Annotated in this window: 22 protein-coding genes; 10 read left to right on the forward strand and 12 right to left on the reverse strand. The window is 75.6% G+C overall.

Translation table 11 applies throughout. The annotated features are described in order from the left end of the window. Nucleotides 1-641, forward strand: a 641-nt coding sequence (locus tag MHY85_RS12145) for a hypothetical protein (RefSeq protein ID WP_239196638.1), incomplete at its 5' end; no start/stop codon positions are given. A 28-nt stretch (nucleotides 642-669) separates the two neighbouring features. Here the strand turns inward: MHY85_RS12145 and MHY85_RS12150 are convergent. The 6 genes from MHY85_RS12150 to MHY85_RS12175 form a co-directional block, all read right to left on the reverse strand. Next, nucleotides 670-1,137 (reverse strand): MarR family transcriptional regulator, encoded by a 468-nt coding sequence (locus MHY85_RS12150; protein ID WP_239196640.1) that lies wholly within the window; start codon nucleotides 1,135-1,137, stop codon nucleotides 670-672. A gap of 128 nt (nucleotides 1,138-1,265) precedes the next feature. Continuing rightward, the gene (locus MHY85_RS12155; protein WP_239196642.1) at nucleotides 1,266-2,942 is read right to left on the reverse strand and encodes an MFS transporter; all 1,677 of its coding nucleotides are present in this window, start codon (nucleotides 2,940-2,942) and stop codon (nucleotides 1,266-1,268) included. A 135-nt stretch (nucleotides 2,943-3,077) separates the two neighbouring features. Then, nucleotides 3,078-3,599 (reverse strand): MarR family winged helix-turn-helix transcriptional regulator, encoded by a 522-nt coding sequence (locus MHY85_RS12160; protein WP_239196644.1) that lies wholly within the window; start codon nucleotides 3,597-3,599, stop codon nucleotides 3,078-3,080. A gap of 194 nt (nucleotides 3,600-3,793) precedes the next feature. Continuing rightward, entirely contained in the window at nucleotides 3,794-5,626 is a 1,833-nt protein-coding gene (locus MHY85_RS12165; RefSeq protein ID WP_239196678.1) for a gamma-glutamyltransferase family protein, read from the reverse strand. Between the two features lie 135 nt (nucleotides 5,627-5,761). Next, on the reverse strand, nucleotides 5,762-6,628 hold the full coding sequence (locus tag MHY85_RS12170) for an ABC transporter permease (RefSeq protein ID WP_239196646.1): 867 nt from the start codon (nucleotides 6,626-6,628) through the stop codon (nucleotides 5,762-5,764). Beyond that, nucleotides 6,625-7,623, reverse strand: coding sequence for an ATP-binding cassette domain-containing protein (locus MHY85_RS12175; protein WP_239196648.1), 999 nt, complete (start codon nucleotides 7,621-7,623; stop codon nucleotides 6,625-6,627). The genes MHY85_RS12170 and MHY85_RS12175 overlap by 4 nt, the downstream gene beginning before the upstream one ends. Nucleotides 7,624-7,800: 177 nt before the next feature. Between MHY85_RS12175 and MHY85_RS12180 the strand changes: the two genes are divergently transcribed. Then, complete coding sequence (locus MHY85_RS12180) at nucleotides 7,801-8,541, forward strand: helix-turn-helix transcriptional regulator (protein ID WP_239196650.1); 741 nt, start codon at nucleotides 7,801-7,803, stop codon at nucleotides 8,539-8,541. Nucleotides 8,542-8,651: 110 nt separating this feature from the next. Next, the gene (locus MHY85_RS12185) at nucleotides 8,652-9,491 is read left to right on the forward strand and encodes an LLM class flavin-dependent oxidoreductase (protein ID WP_239196652.1); all 840 of its coding nucleotides are present in this window, start codon (nucleotides 8,652-8,654) and stop codon (nucleotides 9,489-9,491) included. Nucleotides 9,492-9,587: 96 nt separating this feature from the next. Here MHY85_RS12185 and MHY85_RS12190 read toward each other — a convergent pair whose 3' ends face one another. From MHY85_RS12190 to MHY85_RS12200, 3 genes are all read right to left on the reverse strand, one after another. After that, the gene (locus MHY85_RS12190) at nucleotides 9,588-10,166 is read right to left on the reverse strand and encodes a YdeI family protein (RefSeq protein WP_239196654.1); all 579 of its coding nucleotides are present in this window, start codon (nucleotides 10,164-10,166) and stop codon (nucleotides 9,588-9,590) included. A gap of 29 nt (nucleotides 10,167-10,195) precedes the next feature. Continuing rightward, the gene (locus MHY85_RS12195) at nucleotides 10,196-11,719 is read right to left on the reverse strand and encodes an amino acid permease (protein WP_239196656.1); all 1,524 of its coding nucleotides are present in this window, start codon (nucleotides 11,717-11,719) and stop codon (nucleotides 10,196-10,198) included. Nucleotides 11,720-11,821: 102 nt separating this feature from the next. Beyond that, the gene (locus MHY85_RS12200) at nucleotides 11,822-12,286 is read right to left on the reverse strand and encodes a tRNA (cytidine(34)-2'-O)-methyltransferase (protein ID WP_239196658.1); all 465 of its coding nucleotides are present in this window, start codon (nucleotides 12,284-12,286) and stop codon (nucleotides 11,822-11,824) included. Nucleotides 12,287-12,410: 124 nt separating this feature from the next. Here MHY85_RS12200 and mgrA point away from each other — a divergent pair, with 124 nt between their 5' ends. Then, entirely contained in the window at nucleotides 12,411-13,451 is a 1,041-nt protein-coding gene (gene mgrA / locus MHY85_RS12205; protein ID WP_239196660.1) for an L-glyceraldehyde 3-phosphate reductase, read from the forward strand. An 80-nt stretch (nucleotides 13,452-13,531) separates the two neighbouring features. Beyond that, entirely contained in the window at nucleotides 13,532-14,275 is a 744-nt protein-coding gene (locus MHY85_RS12210) for an alpha/beta hydrolase (RefSeq protein ID WP_239196662.1), read from the forward strand. A 192-nt stretch (nucleotides 14,276-14,467) separates the two neighbouring features. On the opposite strand, the gene MHY85_RS12215 is transcribed toward MHY85_RS12210, so the two are convergent. Together MHY85_RS12215 and recQ are read right to left on the reverse strand one after the other, a co-directional pair. Further along, the gene (locus tag MHY85_RS12215; RefSeq protein WP_239196664.1) at nucleotides 14,468-15,424 is read right to left on the reverse strand and encodes an AEC family transporter; all 957 of its coding nucleotides are present in this window, start codon (nucleotides 15,422-15,424) and stop codon (nucleotides 14,468-14,470) included. After that, entirely contained in the window at nucleotides 15,424-17,598 is a 2,175-nt protein-coding gene (gene recQ, locus MHY85_RS12220; RefSeq protein WP_374233545.1) for a DNA helicase RecQ, read from the reverse strand. Before recQ ends, MHY85_RS12215 begins: the two co-directional genes overlap by 1 nt. 85 nt (nucleotides 17,599-17,683) lie before the next feature. Here recQ and MHY85_RS12225 point away from each other — a divergent pair, with 85 nt between their 5' ends. The 5 genes from MHY85_RS12225 (at nucleotide 17,684) to MHY85_RS12245 (ending at nucleotide 22,545) form a co-directional block, all read left to right on the forward strand. Then, the gene (locus MHY85_RS12225) at nucleotides 17,684-17,839 is read left to right on the forward strand and encodes a hypothetical protein (protein WP_239196666.1); all 156 of its coding nucleotides are present in this window, start codon (nucleotides 17,684-17,686) and stop codon (nucleotides 17,837-17,839) included. Between the two features lie 415 nt (nucleotides 17,840-18,254). Next, nucleotides 18,255-19,658 carry a magnesium transporter gene (gene mgtE, locus MHY85_RS12230; RefSeq protein WP_239196668.1) on the forward strand — a complete coding sequence of 468 codons (1,404 nt, stop codon included), beginning with the start codon at nucleotides 18,255-18,257 and terminating at the stop codon, nucleotides 19,656-19,658. A 41-nt stretch (nucleotides 19,659-19,699) separates the two neighbouring features. Continuing rightward, nucleotides 19,700-20,536: an IclR family transcriptional regulator gene (locus MHY85_RS21900; RefSeq protein WP_239196670.1), complete on the forward strand. Its 837-nt coding sequence runs from the start codon at nucleotides 19,700-19,702 to the stop codon at nucleotides 20,534-20,536. A 232-nt stretch (nucleotides 20,537-20,768) separates the two neighbouring features. Beyond that, complete coding sequence (eda, locus tag MHY85_RS12240) at nucleotides 20,769-21,407, forward strand: bifunctional 4-hydroxy-2-oxoglutarate aldolase/2-dehydro-3-deoxy-phosphogluconate aldolase (RefSeq protein WP_239196672.1); 639 nt, start codon at nucleotides 20,769-20,771, stop codon at nucleotides 21,405-21,407. A gap of 37 nt (nucleotides 21,408-21,444) precedes the next feature. Beyond that, nucleotides 21,445-22,545: a sugar kinase gene (locus MHY85_RS12245; RefSeq protein ID WP_239196674.1), complete on the forward strand. Its 1,101-nt coding sequence runs from the start codon at nucleotides 21,445-21,447 to the stop codon at nucleotides 22,543-22,545. Nucleotides 22,546-22,649: 104 nt separating this feature from the next. Here the strand turns inward: MHY85_RS12245 and glpK are convergent, their stop codons facing one another. Continuing rightward, nucleotides 22,650-24,170, reverse strand: a complete 1,521-nt coding sequence (glpK, locus tag MHY85_RS12250) for a glycerol kinase GlpK (RefSeq protein ID WP_239196676.1) — start codon at nucleotides 24,168-24,170, stop codon at nucleotides 22,650-22,652. Nucleotides 24,171-24,319 lie beyond the last annotated feature (149 nt).

Consider the following 24,319-nt stretch of genomic DNA (forward strand, 5'->3'; position numbering starts at 1 on the left):
CAGCAGAACACGGACGCGGCCCGGCCGACGTCGGGCGCGGAACACCGCGGGCCGCGTCCGTGTTCTGCTGCCGGTGGACCAGCCCCGCCCGCTGCGGCCGGCACCGCGCCGACGACCTGGTCAGCCCGCGCGCCGACGCCGAGCCGCGCGGCCTGCGGGAGTCCCTGTGCGACCGCCTGGACCGCCTGGTGCTCGACGGCTGGCACGTCCTGCACGACGTCCCCGTGGGCCGGCAGGGCTCGGTCGTCGCGCACCTGCTGATCGGCCCGCCGGGCGCGTTCGCCGTCGCCGAGCGGCCCGCCGCCGCGTCGGGGCCGGAGCGGCTGGTGCTCGACTCGCGGCACCTGTCCGCGGACGGCCGGGGCGTCGCCGACCTGCGCGACGTGCGGCTCACCGCCGCCCGGGCCGGCTCGGTGCTGCGCGCGGCCGTCGGGTCGCCGGTCGCGGTCCGCGGCGTCCTGGTCGTGCACGGCACCGTCGAGGTGATGGCCCCGTCGCCCTACGACGCGCTGGTGCTCCCCGACGAGGACGTGCCGGACGTGTTCGCGTCGATGCCCGCGCGCTGGTCGCCCGGGCGCGTCGACGCGGTCGCCGCGATCGCCCGGCGGCGCAGCACCTGGGCGCTGAGCCGCGCCGTCTGACGGCCCGCGGCCCGCGGCGCCCCGGTGGTCAGGACCCGGGTGTCAGCCGCGGCGGCAGGGACGTCAGCGACGCGTTGAGCCGGTGCAGCTGGTCGGCGAGGACGCCGCGGTCCTCGTCCGTCCAGGTCCCCAGGGCCGCCGACAGGTACACCCGGCGGGCCTCCCGGGCCGCGTCCACCCGGCGCGCGCCCTCCGCGGTGACCCGGATGAGCTGGCCCCGCGAGTCGTCCGGGTCGGGGCGGCGCTCGATCAGCCCGAGCTGCTCCAGGCGGCCGAGCTGGCGCGACATCGTGCCGCGGCCGACGCCGATGTGCTCCGCGAGCTCGCTGGCCCGCACGTCCGGCTCGCGCTCGATGCGCACGAGCAGCGGGTAGGCCGACGGCTCCAGGTCGGGGTGCACCTCGCGCGCGAGGCGCTCCGCCGAGGCGCGCGCACGGCGCAGCAGCAGCCCGAGCTCGGACTCGATGCGCGCGACGGGGTCGGTCGGGGTGTCCACCGCCCCATTGTGGACGACGCGAGGCGCCCGGTCGTCGGTGACGACCGGGCGCCTCGCGTCGTGCCGCGGGCGGAACCGCGTCGGACCGGGCGGGCCCACCGGTGGGCGGACCGGGGACCCGCCGGACGTCAGGCCCGGTGGGCCGGGGCGGTCTGCTCCGCGTCGGCCTGCTGGCCGACCGCCTGCTGTGCGCCCGGGGTGCCCGCCTCGGCCACGACGGCCTCGGCGGTCTGCTCCTGGTCGAGCAGCTGCTCGACGCCGGAGCGGCTGCCGAGCGGCACCTCCTTGAGGAACAGCACGGCGATGAGCGCGACCACGCCGAGCGGGACCGCGATGAGGAACAGGTCCGCGATGCCGTGGCCGTAGGACGACTCGATGATCGTCTTGATCGGCTCGGGGAGGGTCGAGACGTCCGGCACCGAGGAGGTGCCGCCGCCCAGGGCGGCCGGGTCGACGCCCGCGGACACCATGCCGTCGGTGACGTAGCTGGTGATCCGGTTGCCGAGGACGGCGCCGAGGGCCGAGACGCCGATCGCGCCGCCGAGCGTCCGGAAGAACGCCACGGTCGCGGTGCCGGAGCCGGTCTCGGAGACGTCCAGGGTGTTCTGCACCGCGAGGACGAGGTTCTGCATCAGCATGCCGACGCCCGCGCCCATGATGAACATGAACAGGCCGACGAGGACGAAGCTGGTGTCGTACCGGATGGTGCCCATCAGGGCCAGGCCGCCGGTCAGCAGGACGGCGCCCGCGATCATGAAGCCCTTGTAGCGGCCGTACTTGGTGATGAGCCGCCCGGAGATCGTCGACGAGATGAACAGGCCGAGGATCATCGGGATCGTCAGCAGGCCGGACTGCGTCGGGGTCTTGCCGCGCGCGACCTGCATGTACTGGCTGAGGAACACCGAGGTGCCGAACATCGCGACGCCGACCGCGACGGACGCGATCACGGAGAACACCAGGGTGCGGTTCTTGAACAGGTGCATCGGGATGATCGGGTCCGCGACCTTGTTCTCGACCAGCACCGCGATCGCCAGGACCACGAGGGCGCCGATCACCATGACGGCGGTCTGCCAGGAGATCCAGTCGAACTTGTCGCCGGCGAAGGTCACCCACAGCAGCAGCGACGCGATGCCCACGGAGATGAGCGCGGCGCCCCAGTAGTCGACGTTCACGACCTTGCGGGCCAGCTGCGGCAGGTGCAGCGTGCGCTGCAGCACGATGATCGCGGCGACCGCGAACGGCAGGCCGACGAAGAAGTTCCAGTGCCAGGACAGGCTGTCGGTGATGACGCCGCCGAGGAGCGGGCCGCCGACCATGCCGATGCCCATGATGCCGCCCATGAGGCCCATGTACCGGCCGCGCTCGCGCGGGCTGAGGATGTCGGCCAGCAGGACGGTCGCCAGCGCGGTCAGGCCGCCGGCGCCGATGCCCTGGATCGCGCGCATGCCGATGAGGAAGCCGACGCTCTGCGAGAAGCCGGCGGCCGCGGAGGACAGCACGGAGATGATCAGCGCGATCTGGATGAGGAGCTTGCGGTTCACCAGGTCGGCGAGCTTGCCCCAGATCGGCGTGGTGATCGTGGTGGTCAGCAGGGTCGCGGTGACGACCCAGGTGTAGGACGACTGCGACCCGTCCAGGTCGCTGACGATCTTGGGCAGGGAGCTCGACACGACGCTCGTGGCCAGGATGGACACGAACATGCCGAGCAGGATGCCGGAGAGGGCCTCCATCACCTGCCGGTGGTTCATCGCGGGCGCGGGCCCGCGGTCGACGGTCGGGCTCTCGGCCCTGGTGGTGCTGCTCATGGGTGTGGTCTCTGCTTTCGCCCTGGGATGCGGTGCCCGGCGCCGTCGGCGGACGTGGTGGTGGTGCGGCGCGGCCGGGTGGGGGTCGCGTGCTGCGGGGGCCGGTGCGCGCGGCTGCACACCGACCGGGGTGGGTCAGGTGGCCGTGGCGGCGAGCGCCGGCACGCGGGTGCCGTCGGCCGGGGTGCACGCCGGGGTGGCCGTGGCGCGCGCGCCGAACTCGGCCATCGTGTCCGCGATCCGCTCGAGGACGGCCGACGCGTCGGCCAGCTCCGCGGGCGTCCAGGCGCTGAACGCCTCGGCGGCCCGGGCGTCCATCGCGACCTTGGTGTCGGCCGTGAACGCCCGGCCGCGCTCGGTGAGCCGGACCGTGCGGACGCGGCGGTCGGTGCCCGGCGCGTCCGGCGTGGTGCGCTCGGCGTAACCGGAATCGACCAGCTGGCTGGCCTGCCGGCTCGCCACCGAGATGTCGACGTGCAGGTGCTGCGCGACGTCGCCGATGCCCAGCTCGCCGGCCTTGTCCAGCAGCCAGAGGAGGCTGAGGGCGGCGCGCGGGAAGTCGAGGTCGCGCGCGAGCTCGGTGCCGACCTCGCGCTGCACGCGCTGGAGACGCGCGATGGCGTCGATGAGCACGCGGTAGGCGGGGGTGCTGGGCACGGCGGGGACCTCTTTCATTGGTTGCAGCAGGCAAACTATCACAACGGTTGCGCTGGGCAACTTGTTCCCCGCGTGATGTGAGGGTGCTCACGGGGGCGGTCACCCGGAGCGCCGCGCCGGGGGTCGAGTGGAAGGTCTGGCCGGACACGCACCGGGCGTGTCGGGCCAGACCTACCACTCGCGGGGGGGGGGGGTCAGCGGCCCGCGGCGTAGCCCTGCATGCCGCGCGGGTTCGCGGCGGCGTGCAGCATCCCGTCGGGCCGGATCCCCGCGGCGCTGACCCGACCGAGGCTCCACGGCCCCGCGTCCCCCACGACGTGCCCCCGCCGGTCGAGCTCGGCCAGCACGTCCGCCCCGAGCCGGGACTCGGCCTCAACGCCGCGCCGGGTGCTGGTGCGCGGGTGGAACGACGACGGCACGTGCGTCGAGTGCCAGCCGGGCGCGTCGATCGCCGCCTGCAGGTCGAGCCCGCCGAGCAGGTGGTGCAGCAGGAACGGGATCGTCCACTGGTCCTGCTGGTCGCCGCCCGGGGTGCCGAACGCGAACCCGCCGCCGTCGCGGAGCACCAGGCCGGGGCTCAGCGTGGTCCGCGGCCGGCGCCCGGGGGCGAGCGACGACGGCAGCCCGGGCTCGAGCCAGAACATCTGCGCGCGGGTCGGCAGCCCGAACCCCAGGCCCGGCACCACCGGCGAGCTCTGCAGCCAGCCGCCCGAGGGCGTCGCGGACACCATGTTCCCCCAGCGGTCGACGACGTCGACGTGGCAGGTGTCGCCGCGGGTCTCCCCGGACGGGCGGACGTCGAGCGCGGGCCCGTCGACCGCGGCGGCCGCCGGGTCGGGACCGCGGGTCGGCTCGCCCGTCCCCAGCGCCGCCCCGCCCCCGGCGTCCTCGTACCGCCCGGGCCAGACCGGGGAGCCGCCGGGCCCGGCGGCCGGGTCCCCGAACAGCGCGGCCAGCCGCGGCGCGCGCCCGTCCGGCGACCCGGGGCGGACCCCGTCCGACGCCGACGGCCCCACCAGCCGCGCCCGCTCGGCCGCGTACGACCGGGACAGCAGCGCGTCCAGGGGCACGTCGCCGTCGGCCGGGTCGCCGTACCAGGCCTCCCGGTCCGCGAAGGCCAGGTCCGTCACCTCGAGCGCGGTGTGCACCAGCTCCGCCGAGCCGAGGTCCGCCTCGGCGACGCCGAGGTCCTCGAGCATCCGCAGCTGCTGCAGCAGCACGGGGCCCTGGCCCCACGCCGCGGTCTTGTGCACCTGCACGCCCGCGAAGTCGACGGCGACGGTCGGCTCCTCGGTGGCGCGCCACGACGCCAGGTCGTCCGCCGTGAGCAGACCAGCGTGCGCCGAGCCGGACGAGTCGAGGACGGGCTCACGCACGAACGCGGCCATCGCCTCCGCGACGAAGCCCTCGTAGAACGCCCGGCGGGCCGCCTCGATCTGGGTCAGCCGGTCCGCGCCCGCCGCGTGCGCCTCGGCGAGCACCCGCTCGTAGGTGCCGGCGAGCGCGGGGTTCCGGAACCGCGCGCCGGGCTCGGGCACGCGGCCGCCCGGCAGGTACACCCCGGCGGACGTCGGCCAGTGCTCGGCGAACAGCCGCTCGACGGTCCGGATCGTCCGCACCGCCGCGGGCACCAGCGGGTAGCCGTCCCGGGCGTAGCCGATCGCGGGGGACAGCACGTCGGCCAGCGGCAGGGTGCCGTACCGGGCCAGCAGGTCGAGCCACGCGCCGAACGCGCCGGGCACGACCGCGGCGAGGTGCCCCGTGCCCGGGACGACGTCGAGCCCCAGGTCGATGTACGCCTCGATCGTCGCCGCCGCGGGCGCCGTGCCCTGGCCGCAGACCACGAACGTGCGCCCGTCCGCGGCCCGGTGCCCGATGATCGGGGCGTCGCCGCCGGGGCCGTTGAGGTGCGGCTCGACCACCTGCAGCGTGAACCCGGCCGCCGCCGCGGCGTCGAACGCGTTGCCGCCCCGCTCGAGGACGGACTGCCCGACGGCGCTGGCGAGCCAGTGCGTCGAGGCGACCATGCCGTGCGTGCCGACGAGCTCGGGGCGGGTGGTGAACACGGGCGGCTCCAGGTGGCGCGGGCGGCGGGGCGTCGCCCACGGTACGACGACCCCCCGCCGCCGCGCCGTGCGCGCCCCGCCACCCGCGCCGGCTCCTCAGCGGGCGTACCGCCGCATGGTGAGCGGCCCGAACACCGCGACGAGCGCGAGGGCCCACACCAGCGTGACGACCACGTGGTCCCCGACGGGCGTGCCGTTCATCAGCCCGCGCACCCCGGTCACCAGGTCCGAGATCGGGTTCACCTCGACGAACGACTGCAGCCAGCCGGGCATCGTCGACGGGTCGACGAAGATGTTCGACCCGAACGTGAGCGGGGTGATGACCATCATCGACACGCCCATGACCGCGTTCGGCGTCCGCAGCACCAGGGCGAGGAAGGTCCAGATCCAGCCGAACGCGAACGCGAACAGCAGCAGCAGCGCGACCCCCGCCAGCACGCCGAGCGCGCCGCCCTCCGGGCGGAACCCGATCAGCAGGCCCAGCGCCACGATCACGACCGAGGCGATCGTGAACCGGACCGCGTCGCCGAGCAGCATCCCGACGAGGGCCGACGGCCGCCAGATCGGCAGCGACCGGAACCGGTCGAACACGCCCTTCTGGATGTCGGTGTTGAGCGTGACGCCCGTGTACATCGTGATCATGATGACGCCCTGGACCAGGATCCCGGGCAGCAGGAACTGGATGTAGTCGTCCACGCTGCCCGCGATCGCGCCGCCGAACAGGTACGTGAACAGCAGCGTGATCATCACCGGGAACACGGTGACGTCGAACAGCTGCTCGGGGACGTGCTTGATCTTGAGCAGCGCGCGCCAGCCGAACGTCAGCGACGTCGTGAGGCCGGACGGGCGGTCGGGTCGCGTGCCGGAGGCCAGGACGCCGCGGACGGCTGCGGTGGCGACCTCGTCGGTCGCGGTGCTCGTGGTCGTCCCGGTCGTCGCGGTCCGGGTGTCGTCGACGCTCATGCCGCCCCCCTCGCGGCGGCGTCGCGCTCGGCGGCCGCCTCGTCGTCGGTGCCCGCGGACTCGGCCGGGTGGCCGGTGAGGGCGAGGAACACCTCGTCCAGCGACGGCTGGCCGAGCGAGAACTGCGCGACCGGCACGTCGGTGGCCTCGAGGGCCGCGATGCCGCGCATGGCGGGCGCCGAGGAGTCGACGCTCGCGGTCAGCGCCGCGGGGTCGGCGTCCTCCGTGACGGCCGTGCCGAGGGCCCGCTCCAGCACCGCCCGGGCGCGGGGCCGGTCGTCGGGGTTGAGCAGCCGGACGTGCAGCGCGCTCGCCCCCACCGAGGCCTTGAGCTGGCCCGGCGTGCCCTCGGCGATCACCTTCCCGGCGTCGATGACCGAGATCCGGTCGGCGAGCTGGTCGGCCTCGTCGAGGTACTGCGTCGTCAGCAGCACCGTCGTCCCCGACGCGACCATCGCCCGGACGATGTCCCACACCTGGTTCCGGCTGCGCGGGTCCAGCCCGGTCGTCGGCTCGTCGAGGAAGATCAGCTCGGGGGTCACCACGATGCTCGCGGCGATGTCGATCCGCCGCCGCATGCCGCCGGAGAACTTCTTCACCTGCCGGTCGGCCGCCTCGGACAGCCCGAAGGCGTCGAGCAGCTCGTCCGCCCGGGACCGCGCCGCGGCGCGGGAGAAGCCGTACAGCCGGGACACCAGCACGAGGTTCTCCCGGCCGGTCAGGTCCTCGTCGACCGACGCGAACTGCCCGGTGAGCGCGACGCGGCTGCGCACCTCGTCGGCGTCGCGCACCACGTCGCGGCCGAGCACCCGGGCGCTGCCGGCGTCGGGGCGGAGCAGGGTGGCGAGCATCCGGATGGTGGTGGTCTTCCCGGCGCCGTTGGGGCCGAGGAACCCGTGCACGCCGCCGGCGGCGACCTGCAGGTCGATGCCGTCGACGGCGCGGGTGTCCCGGAACAGCTTGACCAGGCCCGCGGTCTCGATCGCGGTCGTCATGGGCGGTGCCTTCCGTCGGGGACCCGCCGGCGCGGCGGCGCGCGGGTCGGGGCGGGATGCGGTGCGGCGGTGCGGCGGTGCGGCTGCTCGGCCGGCGGCGGCACGAGGACGAGGGACCCGACGACGGGCGCCTTCTCTTCCTAGTAGGAACAACGGGACCAGCGTAGGTTGGCGGGCGTGGTGAAGGCAACGGTCTCCCCGGACGGATCCGGCGACGCGGGGGACGCTGGCGCGACGCCCGCGCCGACCCCGACCGGCTACGCGCTGCTCGGCCTGCTGATGTTCGCCGGCCGGACCGACACGACCGTCACCGCGTACGAGCTCAAGCAGCGCGCCGACCGGACCCTGCGCTACTACTGGGTCGCCCCGGCGATGAGCCAGGTGTACTCCGAGGTGGCGCGGCTGGAGGCGGCCGGCCTCGTGCGCGCGCTGCCCGACCCCGCTGGACCGCCGGGGCGCCGCACCACCCGGTACGCGATCACCGACGCGGGGGACCGGACCCTGCGGTCGTGGCTCGCGGAGACGCCGGCGGACTTCCCGGTGCTCAAGCACCCGGTCGCCCTGCGGCTGCTCATGGGGCACCTGGTCGACCCGGCGACCGTGCGCGACATGCTCGACGACTACGTCGCGGCGCTCGCGGAGCGGCGCCGGGACCTGTCGGGGGTCCGGGACATGCTCGGGGACCGCGCGGAGGTGCGGTACCCGGCGATGGTCGCCGACTGGGGGCTGGCGTACTACGACGCCGAGGAGCGGATCGTGACCGAGCTGCGGGAGCGGGTCGTGCGGGACCTCGCCGCGGGCGCCGACGCCGGGCCGGGTGGCGAGGCCGGGCCGGGTGCCGACGCCGGGCCGGGCGCCGCCGCCGGGCCGGGCGGCGAGGCCGGGTCGGGCGCCGCGCCGGCGGCCGGCCCCGCCTGACGACGCGGCGGCGCCGGGCCGGCAGCGGGGCGTGTCGGAGGTCGTCGGTACCGTGGCGGACGCAGCACCACGGTCGGTGGACGGGTGGGCACGGCGGCGAGGGGGACGCGATGAAGTTCGGCATCGTCGGGACGTTCGGCACGGTCGACCAGCTGGTCGGGCTGGCGGCCGAGGCGGAGGACGCGGGCTGGGACGGGTACTTCACCTGGGACGGGGTCGACATCGGGGTCGACGGCGACGTGTGGGACCCGTGGGCGGTGCTCGCGGCCGCCGCCGTCCGCACGGAGCGGATCACGCTGGGCGCGCTGGTGTTCGCGCTGCCGCGGCGCCGGCCGTGGGTGGTCGCGCGGCAGGCGCTGACCGTCGACCACCTCTCGGGCGGCCGGCTGGTCATCCCCGCCGGGCTGGGCGTGCCGGTCGACCGCGCGTTCGCGGGCGTCGAGGGCGAGCTCACGAGCACGCGCGAGCGCGCCGAGCTCCTCGACGACCACCTCGCGATCCTCGACCTGGCGTTCGGCGGGGAGACGTTCTCCTACCAGGGCACGCACCACCGCGTCACCGACATGCGGTTCCGGCCGCGGCCGGTGCAGCGCCCCCGCGTGCCGATCTGGGTCGTCGGCGCCTACCCCAGCGAGCGGTCCATGGGGCGGGCGGTGCGGTACGACGGCCTGGTCCCGCAGCTCCGCGGCGACCGCGCGATGGACCAGCTCGGTCCGGCGGAGGTCGCGGAGATCGCCGCGTGGGTGCGCGAGCACCGGGCACCCGACGCCGGCCCCTACGAGATCGTCCTGCAGGGCGTGCTGCCCGCGGACCCGGCCGAGGCCCGGGACCACGCCGCGGCGCTCGCCGAGGCGGGTGCGACGTGGTTCGTCGAGTCGCGCTGGGAGGGTCCGGGTTCGACGTACGCGGCGGTCGCGGAGCGTGTCCGCCAGGGCGTCCCGCGGGGGTGAGCCGGGGCGGGCGGAGGAGGCGAGACCCCCGGCGTCCGTCGACGTCGGTCGTCGGGCGGGCACCTCGGGGCGGCCTCGCGCGACCCCGACCACGCGTCACCGCCTCGCCGGCACGCCCTCCGCGGCCCGCGCCGCCGTCTCGGCCACCCGCGCCGCCCGCGTCTCGGGGCGGCGGGCGTCGACCAGCCACCGCAGCACGACCTTCCGGGCGCTCGGCGCGAACCCGTCCCAGTGCGCCCGCGCCCCCGGCAGGGCGTCCAGCGCCGCCGCGAGGTCCGGCGGCACGACCAGGTCCTCGACGTCGTCGAGCAGCGTCCACGACCCGTCCGCGCGGGCGGCGGCGACCACGGCGGCGCCGGCCGGCTCCATCCGCCCGGCGGCCTCCAGCCGCGCCACCCGCTCCTTGCTCAGCCGGGACCAGCCGCTACCGCGCCGCCGGGGCGCGAACCACTGCCGGGTGCTGTCCGGGTCCGGCGCCCAGGCCTGGCCGTCGATCCAGCCGACGGCCAGCGCCTCGGCGACCATCTCCTCGTAGCCGAACGTCGGCCGCCCGGACGCGGGCTTCCACCGCACCAGCCACACGCCGTCCGAGGTGGCGTGGTGCTCCGCGAGCCAGGCCCGCCAGTCCTCGACGGTCTCGGCGTGGAACCGCGGCCGGTCGGCGAGCGGCGTCATCGTCCCTGCCCCTGGTCGCGTCGCCGGGGTCAGTGCCCGCCGGCGGACGCGGGCAGGTCGTCGGCGGGGTCGGGCGCCTCGCCCTTGCCGACCCGCGAGTGCCGGTAGGAGTACACGGCGTAGATCACGAGGCCGACGGCGAGCCAGGCAGCGAACCGCACCCAGGTGAGCACCGTCAGGTTCGTCATCAGCCACAGGCAGGCGACGCCCGCCACGATCGGCAGCACCGGCGACCACGGCACCCGGAACCCGCGCTGCAGGTCCGGCCGGGTGCGACGCAGGATCGGGATGCCGAAGCTCACCAGCACGAACGCCGACAGCGTGCCGATGTTGATCATCTCCTCCAGGCGCTCGACCTCGGACAGGCCGGCGATGAGGGCGACGATGATGCCGACGCCGACCTGCAGCCGGATCGGGGTCTTGTACCGGTGCGAGGTGCGGGAGATGCCGCGGGGGAGCAGGCCGTCGCGGCTCATCGCGAACACGATCCGGGTGAGGCCGAGGAGCAGCACCATGATCACGGACGTCAGCCCGATGAGGATGCCGATCGAGATCACCTTGCCCGCCCAGTCCGCGCCGACCAGCACGAACGCGGTGGTCAGCGAGGGCGAGTCGGACGCCGCGAGCTCGGTGTAGGACACCATGCCGGTGACCACGACGGTGACCAGGATGTAGAGCACCGTGACGATCGCGAGGCCGCCGAGCACGCCGCGCGGCACGGCACGCTGCGGGTCCTTGGTCTCCTCCGCGGTGGTCGCCACGACGTCGAAGCCGATGAACGCGAAGAACACCAGGGCCGCGCCGGACAGGATGCCCATGACGCCGTACTGCGACGGGTCGAAGCCGGACAGGAAGCCGAACAGCGGCTGCTCCAGGCCGGACGCCGACTCCGCGGGCTGCGAGGGCGGGATGAACGGCGAGTAGTTGTCCGCGCGGACGTAGAAGAACCCGGCGACGATGACGAAGAGTGTGATCGCGACCTTGATGATCGTGAAGATGCTGTTCACGCGGGTGCTGAGCTTGGTGCCGACGGCGAGCAGCGCCGTGAACACGCCGACGACCAGCACGGGCCCCCAGTCCAGGTCGACCGGACCCAGCTCCAGCGTCGTCGGCACGTCGATGCCGAACAGCCCGAACGCGTCCGACAGGTAGACGCCCCAGAACTTCGCGATGACGGCCGCGGCCAGCAGCATCTCGAGGATCAGGTCCCAGCCGATGATCCACGCGACGAGCTCGCCCGCGGTGGCGTAGGAGAACGTGTACGCGGACCCGGCGACGGGCAGCGTCGACGCGAACTCGGCGTAGCACATGATCGCCAGCGCGCAGACGATCGAGGCGATCAGGAACGAGATGATCACGCCGGGACCGGCGTAGTTCGCCGCGGCGGTCGCACCGACGGAGAAGATGCCCGCGCCGACGGCGACGGCGACGCCCAGGACGGCGAGGTCCCAGGCCGTGAGCGAGCGCTTGAGGGACCGCTCCGGGTCCTCGACCGACGCCAGCGAGTCCTCCACGGACTTCCGGCGCAGCACGCTGCGGTTGCTGATGGCCACGACGGACCCCCTCGGACGACGGCAGGACGCGGGCGAGCATGCCGAAGCCTGTGCTCCCTCGCACGGCGGGGTCCGGTGGATGAGACCGGATCCGGCGACCCGTCAGATCCCGCCCGGGAAGCCTAGTTGCCGCCACGCCTCGTAGACAGCCGTGGACGCCGCGTTGGTGAGGTTGAGCGACCGGCGGCCGGGCTGCATCGGGATGCGCAGCAGGTCCGTCACCGCCGGGTGCCCCAGCGCCTCCGGCGGCAGGCCGGTCGGCTCCGGGCCGAACATCAGCACGTCCCCGTCGCGGTACTCGACGTCGGTGTACCGGCGCTCGGTGTGCGTGGTGAACGCGAACACGCGCGACCCGGCGAGGGCGGCCATGCAGGCGTCGAGGTCGGGGTGCACGACCACGTGCGCGAGGTCGTGGTAGTCGAGGCCGGCCCGCTTGAGCCGGGGCTCGTCCATGACGAAGCCGAGCGGCTCGACGAGGTGCAGCGTCGCCCCGGTGGCGGCGGCCAGCCGGATGGCGTTGCCGGTGTTGCCGGGGATGCGGGGCTCGAAGAACACGACGTGCAGCACGCCGGTGATCCTCTCACCGGTCGGGCGGCGTCCCGAGCTCGGGTCCGCGACCTGCGTGGACGTCGGTGGCGGGGGCTAGCGTGGGGGCGTGGGGCGAGCGCCCCGCAGCCCCGAGAGGACGACGATGCCGACGATCCCTGTCTACCGTGCCGCCGACGACCGGTACGACACGATGCCGTACCGCCGCACCGGGCGCAGCGGGCTCGACCTGCCCGCCCTGTCGCTGGGCCTGTGGCACAACTTCGGCGACGTGAACCCGCTGGAGACCCAGCGCGCGGTCCTGCGCCGGGCGTTCGACCTCGGCATCACGCACTTCGACCTCGCGAACAACTACGGCCCGCCGTACGGCTCCGCGGAGGAGAACTTCGGCCGGCACCTCGTCCAGGACCTCGGCCCGTACCGCGACGAGCTCGTCATCTCGTCCAAGGCCGGCTACGACATGTGGCCCGGCCCGTACGGCGACGGCGGCTCCCGCAAGTACCTGCTGTCCTCGCTCGACCAGTCCCTGCGCCGGCTCGGCCTCGACTACGTCGACGTCTTCTACTCGCACCGGCCGGACCCGTCCGTCCCGCTCGAGGAGACGATGGGCGCGCTGCACACCGCGGTCACCAGCGGCCGGGCCCTGTACGCGGGCATCTCCAACTACTCGCCGTCGGCCACCCGGGAGGCCGCGCGCATCCTCGCCGACCTCGGCACGCCGCTGCTCATCCACCAGCCGTCGTACTCGATGTTCAACCGGCACGTCGAGCAGGTGGCCGAGGGGCAGACCGAGTCGCTGCTCGACGCCGTGGGCGACCTCGGCATCGGGATGATCGTGTTCTCGCCGCTCGCGCAGGGGCTGCTCACCGGGCGGTACCTGTCGGGCGACGTCCCGGCGGGTTCGCGCGCGGCGACCAGCCGGTTCCTGTCCGCCGAGCAGATCGGCGGCACCTACCTGGCGCGCGCCCGGGCGCTGAACGCGATCGCCGAGGCCCGGGGGCAGTCGCTGGCGCAGCTCGCGCTCACCTGGGTGCTCCGGGACCCGCGCGTCACGTCGGCGCTCATCGGGGCGTCCTCGGTGGCGCAGCTCGAGGACAACGTCGCCGCCCTCCGGGCCGAGCCGCTCACGGCCGAGGAGATCGCCGCGATCGAGCCGCACGCCGTCGACGGGACCGCGCGCCGGTGAGCGCGGTCGCGGGTGGCGGGGCGAGGGCCGGCGCAGAGGGCGGCGCGGCCGCGCGCCGGGGTGCCGGCCCCGTCCCGGTCGTGCTGCTGCACGGGCTGACCGACGCCTCGACGTGCTGGCCGACCGTGCTGCCGCGGTACGCCGGCACCCGGCCGGTGGTCGCGCTCGACGCGCGCGGGCACGGCGGCACCCCGCTGCCCGACGAGCCGTTCACCGTCGCCGCCCTGGCCGCCGACGCCGCGGCCGCGGTGCGCGCGCTCGACCTCGGGCCGGCGCTGGTCGTCGGCCACTCCATGGGCGGGGTGACCGCGGAGGAGCTGGCGCTCGCGGCCCCCGACCTGGTCGCGGGCCTCGTGCTGGAGGACCCGGCGTGGCGGACCGCGGAGCCCGAGGGCGTGGACGGCCCCGGCGGCCTCCCGGACTGGCTCGCCCCGGCGATCGCCGCCGTGCAGGGCCGGACCGTCGAGCAGATCGCCGCGCAGGGCCGGGCCGACAACCCGCGGTGGTCCGAGGAGGAGGTCCTCGGCTGGGCGGAGGCCAAGGCACGTGTCGACCCGCGGCTCGCCGACGTGCCGCACGACTGGCTCGGCCGGGACTGGGTCGAGGCGCTCGCGGACGTGCGGGTGCCGGTCACGCTGCTCACCGCGGGGCCGGGGCTCGGGGTCGTGACGGACCGTCAGGCGGCGCGGGCGGCGGAGCTGCTCGGCGACCGGCTGACCCACGTCGCGTTCCCGGAGGCGGGGCACAACATCCGCCGCGAGGCGTCGGACGAGTACCTGGCGGCCGTGGACGACGCGGTCGCGCGCGCCGACGCCGCCCGCTGACCCGCGCGGGGTCGGGGCCGCGCGCGCCGGCGCCGCCGTCGGCTCCCGCCCGCCCTGCCCCGCGTCCCCGGGCTCGCGTCGAGATAGGACCTCGCCGCCGAGGTAGGACCGTCCCCGGCCCTATCTCGGCGTGCAGGCCCTATCTCGGGGCAGCGCTCGCGTGCCGCGCCGCGCCGCCGGCGCGTCGCGCCGTCAGCCCAGGACCGCGGCGATCACCAGGAGCGAGGGGACCGCCAGGATCGTGGTCACCAGGCCGGCGTCCCGGGCGAGCGCGGTGCCCTGCCGGTACTGGATCGCGTACACCAGCACGTTCTGCGCCGTCGGGAGGGCCGACACCACCGCGACCGCCAGCAGCGCGTCGCCGCGCAGACCCAGCAGCGTCCCCAGCCCGATCGCGAGCGCCGGGTGCACGACGGCCCGCAGCACCGCGACCAGCGCGACGTCGCCCCGGGGCGCCTGCTCGTCGCCGACCCGCGGGACCGCGAGCGACATCCCGAACGTCAGCAGCGCGAGCGGCGGGGCGGCGGCGCCGAGCAGCTCGAGCGGCTGGAAGACCGCCGCCGGCAGCGAGAACGGCAGCGCGGCCAGCGCGATGCCGGTGAGCGTGCCGATGATGACCGGGTTCCGCAGCGTCCGCCGCAGCACCGACCGCAGCGTCCCCAGGGCCCCGGCGGGCGCGGTCCCGGCGACCACCCCGTCCCGGGCCCGGCGCCGGGCGTCGAGCACCACCATCGCGATCGGCCCGAGCACGAGCTGCTGGTACAGCGTCGGCGGGACGACCGACACGACGCTGCCGAGCAGGTAGGCGGTCAGCGGGATGCCGATGTTCCCGGCGTTGACGTAGGACGAGGCCAGCACGCCGACGACCACGTCCCCGGCCGACCGCCGTCGGATCAGCCCGAGCACCGCCGCCGCGACCAGCGCGACGACGGTGGTGGTCGCGAAGGTGACCAGCGCCGACCGGGACAGCAGCAGCCCGAGGTCGGCGCGGCCGATGGTCTCGATCAGCAGCGCGGGGGTCGCGACGGTGAACGCGGTGGCGGCGAGCACCCGCTGGGCGTTGTCGCCGAGCACACCGGTGCGCCCCACGAACCAGCCCGCTGCGACGACGACGGCGATCGTGCCCAGCGCCGTGAGGACGGCCAGCATCAGGCGTCGGCGCCTCCGGCCGGCCCGCCCGTGGCCTGGTCGTCGTCGTCCGCGAACAGCCCGACGGACGCCGCGTCGCGCGCGACCTCCTCCGCCGTCGGGGGCTCGCGGCCCTCCAGCGTCGCGATGACGCCGGGCCCGTACCGCTCGAGCTTCGCCGCCCCGACGCCGCCGATCCGGGAGAGCGCGTCCAGGTCGGCGGGGCGCGCGGTGGCGATCTCCCGCAGCGTCGCGTCGTGGAACACCACGTAGGCGGGCACGCCCTGCTCCTTGGCGGTCGTCGCCCGCCAGGCGCGCAGCCGCTGGAACACGGCCGCCGCGTCGTCGCCGAGCTCGGCCGCGGCCTGCGCCGCCGCGGCCTGCCGGGCTCCCGCGCCCGACCCGGAGCCGGACCGCGAGCGCGTCCGTGCCGTCCGCGTCTCCTCCCGCAGAGGCACCGGTCGGTCGCCGCGCAGCACCTCGGCGCTCGCCGGCGTGAGCCGCAGCGTCCCGTACCCGTCGGCGTCGACGGCGAGCAGCCCCTGCGCGAGCAGCTGGCGCACCACCCCGCGCCACTGGGCGTCCGACAGGTCGCCCCCGAGCCCGAACGTCGACAGCTCGGTGTGCCCGAGCTGCTCGATCCGCGACGTGCGCTTGCCGAGCAGGATGTCGACGAGGTGCCCGGCCCCGTAGTGCTGGTTCCGCTCGCGCTCCAGGCGGACGACGGTCGACAGCAGCTTCTGCGCGGGGACGGTGCCGTCCCAGGTGGTCGGCGGGGCGAGGCAGGTGTCGCAGTTGCCGCACGGCTCGGCGTCCTGGCCGAAGTAGGCGAGCAGCTGCACGCGGCGGCAGGTGACCGTCTCGCACAGCGCGAGCATCGCGTCCAGGTGCGCCGACAGCCGACGCCGGTGCTGGGCGTCGCCCTCGGAGGTGTCGATCATCCGCCGCTGCTGCACGACGTCCTGCAGGCCGTAGGCGAGCCACGCGGTCGACGGCAGCCCGTCCCGCCCGGCGCGGCCGGTCTCCTGGTAGTAGCCCTCGACGGACTTGGGCAGGTCGAGGTGCGCGACGAACCGCACGTCCGGCTTGTCGATGCCCATGCCGAAGGCGATGGTCGCCACCATGACGAGCCCGTCCTCGCGCAGGAACCGGGACTGGTTCCGTGCCCGCACCTGCCGGTCGAGGCCCGCGTGGTACGGCAGCGCGGGCACGCCCTGGGACGACAGGAACTCCGCGGTCTGCTCGACGGAGTTCCGCGACAGGCAGTAGACGATGCCGGAGTCGCCGTCGTGCTCGGACCGGATGAGGTCGAGGAGCTGCTGGCGCGGGCTCGCCTTCGGCACGATGCGGTACTGGATGTTGGGCCGGTCGAACGAGGCGACGAACTGCCGGGCGTCCGTGAGCTCGAGCCGCTCGGCGATCTCGGTGCGGGTCGCCGCGGTCGCGGTCGCGGTGAGCGCGAGGCGCGGGACGCCGGGCCAGCGCTCGTGCAGCACGGACAGGCCGAGGTAGTCGGGTCGGAAGTCGTGGCCCCACTGGGAGACGCAGTGCGCCTCGTCGATCGCGAACAGGCTGATCGCGGCGCGGTCGAGCAGGGCCATCGTCTCGGGGACCCGCAGCCGCTCGGGCGCCAGGTAGAGCAGGTCGAGCTCGCCGTCGAGCAGCGCCCGCTCGACCTCGCGGCGCTGGCCGTGGTCCTGCGTGGAGTTGAGGAACCCGGCGCGCACGCCGAGCGCGGACAGCGCGTCGACCTGGTCCTGCATCAGCGCGATCAGCGGGGAGACGACGACCCCGGTGCCCGCCCGGACGAGCGCCGGCACCTGGTAGCAGAGCGACTTGCCGCCGCCGGTCGGCATGAGGACGAGCGCGTCGCCGCCGGCGACCACGGTGTCGATGATGTCCGCCTGCTCGCCGCGGAACGCGTCGTAGCCCCAGACCTGCTGCAGCACCTCGAGCGGGGCGCGGCCGGTGGTGGCGTCGTGCGCCGGGCGCTCGACCGGGCGGGCCGCGGCGGGATCGCCGTGCGCGGCGGCGGACCGGTCGTCGGCGCGCGGCGCCGGGCCTCCGGACCGGGCGGCCTCCGTCGCGGGCGCGGCCACGCGCGCCCCGTACCCGGGCTCGAACGGCGGCTCCTCGGCCGGGTCGTACGGCGGCTCGTCCGGCAGCGGCCACTCGTCGTCCCATGCCTGCGTCACGCCGTCCAGCCTATCGGCGGCCGACGGCCCCCCACGGCCGTCGTCCACAGGGGCGTGCGGGACGCGCCCGCCCGGCCGGCCCGCGGTGACCGCCGTCACGGTCCGCCCCGGCGCCGAGGCACTAGACTCGCCCGGGGCCGGTCGGCCCGGCCCGCACGACGGCGAGGAGGTGGACGCGATGGACGACACCGCGAGTAGTCGGCATCCGTCGACGCCCGTCGTGCTGCGCGCGCAGGCCTGAGCCGCCCCGAGGGGCCGGTCGGACCGGCGCGCGACGCCCGGCGCGGCGTCGGCGGAGCACCCGCGCCGCGCACCGCGGCGCCGCCCGATCCCGTCACCGCCCCGCGCCGTGACGTCCCCACCCGTCCGACGCCCGACCGCCCGGCACGCCCCCCGCGCGCCGGTCCCGGCCCCGCGTCGGCGAGCACCCGTGCCGACCGCACCCGCCGTGGTCGCGACCGCCGACCGTGCCGTGCCGCCCCCGGCGCGCGCCGCCTCCCGCGAGGCGTCCCGCGCCGGCGACGGTGCCGCACCCCGGCGCCCCGCGACCGCCCGGACCGCCCGCGTCCTGCGCCGCCCGGCGCCGGTCGCGGGTGCGTGCGACCGCGACCGGGAGGCAGGGGACGCCCGCCGCGGCCTCCCGCAAGGAGCGCGCCATGACCCGCCGCACCCCCGTCCTGCCCCGCCGCCCCGCCGACCAGCAGGCGCCGCTCGACCTGCACGACGTCGTCGCCGTCGGCACCCGCCGCGCCGTCGAGGTCTGGCTCGAGCAGACGCCCGAGCCCCGCACGCGGGCGGACCAGCTCGCCGACCTGTCCGACGCGCAGGTGCGCGCGCTCGTCGGCCTCCTCGACCCGGCGACCGCCGACGAGCTGCTCGGCACCCTCGACCCGCACGCCGCGGCCGAGGTGCTGCACGTCGTCCCGGCGCCGGTCGCGGCCGGCCTGGTGGACAGCCTCGACCCGGACGAGGCGGCCGAGCTGCTCCGCGCCCTGCCCGACGGCGAGCGCGCGGCGGTGCTCGGCGCGATGCGCGTCGCGCGGTCGGCCGTCGTGCGCGGGCTGCTGGCGTGGCCCGACGACTCCGCCGCCGCCCGGATGAACCCGGAGGTGGCGACCGTCCGGCCGACCATGACCGTCCGCGAGGCGGTGGACGCGCTGCGCGCCCAGCCCGAGGCCACCGGCGACAGCGCCGAGGTCTGGGTGACGAGCGACCCCGCGGCCGAGGGCGCTCCCGCGCTGCTCGGCGTCGTGTCGTTCCGCGACCTGGTGCTCGCCGCCCCGGAGCTGCTGATCGCCGACCTCATGCGGGAGGACGTCGTCACCGTCGAGCCCACCGCCGACCAGGAGCGCGCCGCCCGCCTGCTCCAGGACCACCACCTCGCGGTGCTGCCGGTCGTGGCCGACGGGCAGCTGCTCGGCGTGCTCACCGGCGACGACGTCGCCGACATCGTCGAGGAGGAGGCCACCGAGGACGCGGTGCGCCAGGGCGGGGCCGCTCCGATGGACGTGCCCTACCTGCGGGCGTCGCCGCTGCTGCTGTGGCGCAAGCGGATCGTGTGGCTGCTGGTGCTGTTCGTGACCGCGACGATCACCAGCAGCGTCCTGCAGCACTACGAGGACGAGCTGGAGACGGTCATCGCGCTGACGCTGTTCGTGCCGCTGCTCATCGGCGCGGGCGGCAACGCCGGCACGCAGATCACCGCGACCGTGATCCGGGCGATGGCCACCGGCAGCGTCCGGCTGCGCGACGCCGGGCGGGTGGTGCGCAAGGAGGTCACGGCGGGGTTCCTCGCGGCGGTGACGATCGCGGTCGTGGGCTGGGTGCGGGCGTGGACGCTCGGCGTCGGGGGCGAGGTCGCGCTGACCGTGGCGGTCGCCGCCGGGGCGATCATCCTGTGGGCGTCGGTGATCGCGTCGCTGCTGCCGCTGCTGCTGCGCAAGGTCGGGCTCGACCCCGCCGTCGGGTCCGGGCCGCTCATCACGACCCTGGTGGACGGGACCGGGCTGGTCATCTACTTCACGGTCGCGCGGTGGTTCATCTCGGCGCTCGCGGGGTGACCCGGGGCGACGCCGGCGCGGGCGCCCGTAGGGTGGGCGCCGTGGCGGAGGAGACGGGCGGCGCGGTCGCCGGCGCGGGCGGTCCGGCCGACCCGGGCCCGGCGGCCCCGGCGGGCTCCGCGGGCTCGCCCGTCGAGAGCGTCGACCGCGCGCTGCGGACGCTCGAGGCGGTCGCCGCCGCCGGCCCGGCCGGCGCGGGCCTCGCGGACCTGTCGGCGGCCCTGGGCGTGCACAAGACGACCGTGCACCGCTCGCTCGCCGCGCTCCGGCACCGCGACTACGTCGCCCAGGACCCGGCGTCCGGGCGGTACGGCCTCGGCCCGGCGGCGGTCGGGCTGGCCGACCGGTACTTCGCCGAGGACGACCTGCCCGCGCGGCTGCACGGGGCGCTCGTGGCGCTGTGCGCGGCCACCGACGAGCTCGTGCACCTCGGCGTGCTCAGCGGCGCGCAGGTCGTGTACCTGGACAAGGTCGAGCCGGAGCGGCCGGTGCGGGTGTGGTCCGCGGTGGGCCGGCGGAACTGGGCGGCGACCACCGCGCTCGGCCGGGCCATGCTCGCCTTCGGCGACACCCCGGCGGCGGCGCTCGACGGGTACGTGGGCGCCGTGCAGCCCGCGGGCCGGGTCGACGCCGCGCACGTGGCGGGCGAGCTCGCCGCCGCCCGGCGTCGCGGCTACGCCGTCGAGGTCGAGGAGAACGAGCCCGGCATCGCGTGCCTGGGCGTGCCGCTGCTGCGCGGGTCCCGCCCGGTCGCCGCGCTCAGCGTGACGGCCCCGGCCGACCGGCTGACCGCGCGGCGCCGGGACGAGGTGCACGCCCTGGTGCGCGCGGTCGTGCCGCCGCTCCTCCCGCCGGGCCTGGCCCTCCCGCCCGCCTGACGCTCCGCGCCGACGTCGCGCCCCCACGCCCGCACTCCGCCCGGGCGCGAGATCGGCGCTCCGGTGCGAGATCGGTCCCTCGACGCACCGATCTCGGCGCGGAGCACCGATCTCGGCGCGCGCGCCGCCCGCACCCGGTCACGGGAGGCGTTGCCGGCGCGGGCGGCGGTGTGCCACGATCGGTGCGCAGAGCGCAGCGATCGTTGCGCAGAGCGGAACGAAGGGGTTCGACATGACCGACGTGCTCGACCGGCTCGCGGCGCACCGGCTGGTGCCCGTCGTCGTCCTCGACGAGGCGCGCGACGCCGGCCCGCTCGCGGACGCGCTGGTCGGCGGCGGTCTGCCCGTCGCCGAGGTCACCTTCCGCACGGCCGCCGCGGCCGACGCGATCCGGGCGATCGCGGACCGGGGCGGCGACGTGCTCGTCGGCGCGGGCACGGTCGTCACCCCCGCCCAGGTCGACGCCGCGGTCGCCGCCGGCGCGCGGTACCTGGTCTCCCCGGGCACGTCCCGCGCCGTCGTCGAGCGCGCGCAGGAGCACGGCGTCCCGGTGCTGCCCGGCGCGGTGACGGCGACCGAGGTCCAGGCCGCGCTGGAGCTCGGCCTGGACACCGTGAAGTTCTTCCCCGCCGGCACCTCGGGCGGCAGCGCGGCCATCGCGGCGCTCGCGGCCCCGTTCGGCGGGGTGCGGTTCGTGCCGACCGGGGGAGTCGGCCCCGGCAACCTCGACCAGTACCTGGCGCTGCCGTGCGTCGCCGCGGTCGGCGGCTCCTGGATGGTGCCGCGCGACCGGGTCCGCGACGGCGACCGAGCGGGGGTGCGGACGCTCGTCGCCGACGCCGTCGCGCTCGCCACCCGCCTGCGCCCCTGACCCGCACACCCCCACGAAGGCCACGAAGGAGCGTCCCGTGCCCCTGACCATCCGCCCCGCCGACGAGGTCCGCTACGACGCCGTCTCCCTCGGCGAGGTGATGCTCCGCCTCGACCCCGGCGAGGGTCGCATCCGCACCGCCCGCCAGTTCCGCGCCTGGGAGGGCGGCGGCGAGTACAACGTCGCCCGCGGCCTGCGCCGCGCGTTCGGCCTGCGCACCGCGATCGTGACGGCGCTCGCGGACAACGAGGTCGGCCGCCTGGTGGAGGACCTGATCCTCACCGGCGGCGTCGACACCTCGTTCCTGCGGTGGCTGCCGTACGACGGCATCGGCCGCGAGGTCCGCAACGGCCTGAACTTCACCGAGCGCGGGTTCGGCGTCCGCGGTGCCGTCGGCGTCAGCGACCGCGGGCACACCGCGGCGTCGCAGCTCGCGCCCGCCGACGTCGACTGGGACCACCTGTTCGGCGAGCTCGGCGCCCGCTGGCTGCACACGGGCGGCATCTATGCCGCCCTGTCCGAGACGGCGGCCGAGACCGTGGTCGCCGCGGTGACCGCGGCGAAGCGGCACGGCACGGTCGTGTCCTACGACCTGAACTACCGGCCCAGCCTGTGGCGGTCGACCGGCGGCACGGCCCGGGCCCAGGAGGTCAACCGGGAGATCGCCCGGCACGTCGACGTGATGATCGGCAACGAGGAGGACTTCACCGCGGCGCTCGGCTTCGAGGTCGAGGGGGTCGACGAGCACCTGTCCGCCCTCGAGGTCGACTCGTTCGCCGCGATGATCGACCGGGTGGCGGCGGAGTTCCCGCACTTCCAGGTCATCGCCACGACGCTGCGCACCGTCCGCAGCGCGACGGTGAACGACTGGGGCGCCATCGCGTGGTCCCCCGACGAGGGTCTGGTCCGGGCGACGCACCGGCCGGGCCTGGAGATCCTGGACCGGGTCGGCGGCGGTGACTCGTTCGCCTCGGGCCTGGTCTACGGCCTGCTCGGCGGCCAGCCGCTCGCCACCGCCGTGGAGTACGGCGCGGCGCACGGGGCGCTCGCCATGACCACCCCGGGCGACACGACGATGGCGTCGGAGGCCGAGGTGCTCAAGCTCGCCGGCGGCGGCTCGGCGCGCGTCGACCGCTGACGGCCCCCCCGCACGACGGCGGCCCCGTCCCCCTCCTGACGAGGGCGACGGGGCCGTCGGTCGCGCCGGCGCGGATCGGACCGCGGCGGCCCGGGCGTCCGACGTCAGCGCACGTCGTCGTCGACCCAGTCGAACGTCTTCGTGACCGCCTTCTTCCACAGCCGGTACTGCCGGTCGCGCTCGCCGGACTCCAGGTTCGGGGTCCAGCGGGCGCCCTCGGCCCAGTTGTCGATGACGTCCTGCTCGCCCTCCCAGTAGCCGACGGCGATGCCCGCGGCGTACGCGGCGCCGAGCGCGGTGGTCTCCGCGACCTGCGGCCGGACGACCGGCACGTCGAGGATGTCGGCCTGGAACTGCATGAGCAGGTTGTTGGCGGTCATGCCGCCGTCGACCTTGAGCTCGGTCAGCGCGACGCCGGAGTCCGCGTTCATCGCGTCGAGCACCTCGCGGGTCTGGAAGGCGGTGGCCTCCAGGGCCGCGCGGGCGATGTGGTTGCGGTTGACGTACCGGGTCAGGCCGACCAGCGCGCCGCGGGCGTCGGACCGCCAGTACGGGGCGAACAGGCCGGAGAACGCCGGCACGAAGTACGCGCCGCCGTTGTCCTCGACCTTGGAGGCCAGGTACTCGATGTCCGGGGCGTCCGCGAACATGCCCAGGTTGTCGCGCAGCCACTGGACCAGCGAGCCGGTGACGGCGATCGAGCCCTCGAGCGCGTACACCTGCGGCTTGTCGCCGATCTTGTAGGCGACGGTGGTCAGCAGGCCGTTCTTCGACGGGACCGGCTCGGTGCCCGTGTTCAGCAGCATGAAGTTGCCGGTGCCGTACGTGTTCTTGGCCGTGCCGACCTCGAAGCACGCCTGGCCGAACGTCGCGGCCTGCTGGTCGCCGAGGATGCCGGCGATCGGCACGCCCGGGACGAGCCCGCCCTGGCGGCCGTGCCCGTAGACCTCCGAGGAGGACCGGATCTCCGGGAGCATCGACAGCGGGATGCCCATCTCGGCCGCGATCTCCTCGTTCCAGGTGAGCGAGTCGACGTTCATGAGCATGGTGCGCGAGGCGTTGGTGACGTCGGTGACGTGGATACCGCCGTCGACGCCGCCGGTCATGTTCCACAGCACCCAGGAGTCGGTGTTGCCGAACGCGAGCTCGCCGCGCTCCGCCTTCTCGCGGGCGCCCTCGACGTTGTCGAGGATCCACCGGATCTTCGGGCCGGAGAAGTACGTCGCGAGCGGCAGGCCAACGCGGTCCTTGTAGCGCTCGGCGCCGCCGCCGAGGGCCGCGAGGTCGTCGCAGATCTTCTGGGTGCGGGTGTCCTGCCAGACGATCGCGTTGTAGACCGGCTGGCCGGTGGTGCGGTCCCAGACCACGGCCGTCTCGCGCTGGTTGGTGATGCCGATCGCGGCCACGTCGGAGTGGGTCCGGTTGGCGCGGGACAGCGCGAGGCCCACGACCTCGCGGGTGTTCGTCCAGATCTCGTTGGGGTCGTGCTCGACCCAGCCGGCGCGCGGGAAGATCTGCTGGTGCTCGGTCTGGCCGACGGAGACGATCTGGCCGCTGTGGTTGAAGAGGATCGCCCGGGTGGAGGTGGTGCCCTGGTCGATCGCCATGACGAGCTGCTCGGACATGAGACTTCCTTCGCGTCGGTCTGCCCCGCCCTGGGGCGGGTGGCGGCACCGCGGGGGCGGCGCTGCCGGGGGAGTACGAATACCCCCCCCGCCCCCCCGCCCACAACGACCAGGGGGGGGTCAAGACGTACACCACGTCCTGCGCAGCC

The organism is Cellulomonas sp. ACRRI (assembly GCF_022346185.1).
Taxonomy (GTDB): Bacteria; Actinomycetota; Actinomycetes; order Actinomycetales; family Cellulomonadaceae; genus Cellulomonas.